Below are 2,858 nucleotides of genomic sequence, written 5' to 3' on the forward strand. Positions count from 1 at the left end.
ACCAGGAACACCACGACGATGAAGGCGCCGGCATTGATCAACGTGCCGGTATAGGTCCCGATCGAGGCCAGGATGCCCGGCTGCTCGATCGGCTCGCCGTCGAGCCCGTCGATGAACTCGACCGCCGAGACGTCGATGACGTCGCCGCGCTTTTCGTCGAAGCCGGTGGCGGAGGCCACCATCTTCTGGATGTCGGCGACGCGCTTGGCGATCTGCTCCGGCGTGGCGTCCTTGCCGAGAATGGTGGCCAGGCGCTGCTGATTGACGACGACGGCGACCGACATCTTGGTGACCGAATAGCCGTTGGAGACGGTAGCGATCTTCTTGGAGTTGATCTCGTAATTGGTGATCTCCTCCTTGCGGTCGTTCTGCGAGGTGGATTGCGGCCCCTCGGTGCTGGCCGCCTGGGTCTCGGGCAGGTTCTGCTCGACGCTGGTCGGGGTCGAGGCCTGCTTCTGATTGCTGTTCTCGTTGGTGCGCACCGACTGCACGGAGCGCTCGACGCGGGACTCCGGATCGAAGATCGTCTCTTCGGTCTGGCGGGTGTCGGTGTTGACGTCGGCCTTGACGCTGGCGCGGAAATTGTCCGGGCCGAGATAGGGTGTCAGCGCGCGGCGGATGTTGTCGCCGATCTGCGCCTCGACCGTCTGCTCGACGCCCAGCGTGCGGGCAGCGCTGGTGTTGGACGGGTCATCGCCGGCGGCCAGAAGGTTGCCGTTGGAATCGAGCACCGTCACCTTGTCGGCCGCCAGGCCGGGAACGGCGGCGGCGACCAGGTGGCGGATCGACATGGCGCTCTTTTCGGCATCGATGCCGGCATAACGGATGACCACCGAGGCCGAGGGCTGCTGCTCGTCGCGGCGGAAATTGGCACGCTCGGACATGACGATGTGGACGCGCGCCGCCTTGATGCCGGCGATCGACTGGATGGTACGCGCGATCTCGCCCTCCAGGGCGCGCACCCTTGTGATCTGCTGCATGAAGGATGTCAGGCCGAGCGAGCCGACATTGTCGAACAGCTCGTAGCCGGCATTGGCGCTGGTCGGCAGGCCCTTTTCGGCGAGCATCATGCGAGCCTGCGCGGTGGTGCCGGCCGGCACCAGCACGGAGGTGCCGTCGGCACCGACATCGAAGCCGATGCCGGCCTCGCCCAGCACCAGGCCGATCTGGTTCACGTCGGAGCGCTCGAGCCCGACATAGAGCGTCTCGTAGGCGGGACGGTTGAGATAGATCGAGGCCACGCCGATGACGGTCATGACGAGCGCCGCGATGCCGCCCAGCATGGCGAGGCGCTTGACGCCAAATGCCCTGAGATTCGAGATGATGCTCTGGATCTGTTCCGGCACGTTCCAACGGCTCCCAGCACGACTGTCCGTCGGAACACTAGACCGCGAAGCTTGTGCGAGGATGATAGGCGGAACGCAAAAGGCCGCGCTTGCGGCGCGGCCTTCGATGCAATGGAAAGATCAGCCGGAATATCAGCTCTTGAACAGGGCCAGGATCGACTGCGAGTTGCCGTTGGCGATCGACAGCGACTGGATGCCGAGCTGCTGCTGCACCTGCAGCGCCTGCAGGCGGGTCGATTCCTTGTTCATGTCGGCGTCGACCAGGGCGCCAACGCCCTTGTCGATCGAGTCCGAGAGGTTCGACAGGAAGCTCTTCTGGGTGTCGATGCGCGACTTGGCGGCGCCGAGATAGGCCGCGCCCGTCGAGAGCTTGGCAAGCGCCGTTTCAACGCTGCCCAGCGCCGTATCGATGGCGGTGTCGGTGACTGCAGCGGCGCTCGGGTCGAAGAACGTCGTGGCGAGCAGGCCGCCGACGATGCCGCCCGTGCCGGCAATATCGAGAACCTGCGTGTCGGCGGCCGCGACATTGATGGTGTCGATGGCGACGGTGGTGCCGGTGCGGTTGTAGGAGGCAACGATCTGCAGGTCGGAGGCGACGAGGCCGTCGTTCTGCAGCAGGTTCGAGCCGGCATAGCTGGCATTGGTGACCGACGACTTGATCTGCTCCTGGATGGCCTTGATTTCGGTCGCGATCTTCTGCTGGTTATCCTGGCTGGCGCCGCGGGCGGTGACCAGCTTGGCCTTGATCGCGTCGACCTGGTCCTTGATGTCGGTGATGGCGGTGTAGGCGGTGTCGACCTTGCCGGCGCCGAGGCCGAGCGCGTCCTGCACCGCCGACAGCGCCTTGTTGTCGGAACGCATGCTGGTAGCGATCGACCAGTAGGCGGCGTTGTCGGAAGCGGTGGCGACGCGGTAGCCAGTCGAGATGCGGGCCTGCGTCGTTTCAAGCGCCTTGTTGGTGGCGTTGAGGCTCTGCAGCGCGGTCAGCGCCGCGGCGTTCGTCATGATACTTGCCAAGGTACACCCCTTCTCAAAGCAGGCATGCCTTACGCATGCCGGTCAACCCGTTTGGCGGGGGCGTCATGCCTGTCGACCAACTGGTCTGCCCGTCATAAGTGAATGGTTAACCATAACTAGCGCGACATCGTTAATGGCGCGTTAAAGCCATGCTTTGGCGAGGGAAAATGACAAGGGTTTCACAAATGAAAATCGGGCCGCGCTGATGGCGCGGCCCGATGCAGAAGACTGGAGTTCAGGAGGCGATCAGCCGCGGAAGAGCGACAGGATCGACTGCGAATTGCCGTTGGCGATCGACAGCGCCTGGATGCCGAGCTGCTGCTGGACCTGGAGGGCCTGCAGGCGGGTCGATTCCTTGTTCATGTCGGCATCGACCAGCGAGCCGACGCCCTTGTCGATCGAGTCCGAGAGGTTCGACAGGAAGCTCTTCTGGGTGTCGATGCGCGACTTGGCGGCGCCGAGCGAAGCGGCACCGGTGGACAGCTTGCCAAGCGC

At 64.3% G+C, this 2,858-nt stretch carries 3 protein-coding genes; all 3 read right to left on the reverse strand.

The features are described from left to right. Positions 1-1,346, reverse strand: a 1,346-nt coding sequence (gene fliF / locus EN780_RS31285) for a flagellar basal-body MS-ring/collar protein FliF (RefSeq protein WP_128276207.1), incomplete at its 3' end; no start/stop codon positions are given. 132 nt (positions 1,347-1,478) lie between these two features. After that, complete coding sequence (locus tag EN780_RS31290; protein ID WP_126058480.1) at positions 1,479-2,363, reverse strand: flagellin; 885 nt, start codon at positions 2,361-2,363, stop codon at positions 1,479-1,481. A 246-nt stretch (positions 2,364-2,609) separates the two neighbouring features. Further along, a partial coding sequence (locus EN780_RS31295; RefSeq protein WP_281035391.1) for a flagellin occupies positions 2,610-2,858 on the reverse strand: 249 nt, incomplete at its 5' end.

The sequence above is a fragment of the Mesorhizobium sp. M4B.F.Ca.ET.089.01.1.1 genome, assembly GCF_004022605.1.
Classification (GTDB): Bacteria; Pseudomonadota; Alphaproteobacteria; order Rhizobiales; family Rhizobiaceae; genus Mesorhizobium; species Mesorhizobium abyssinicae.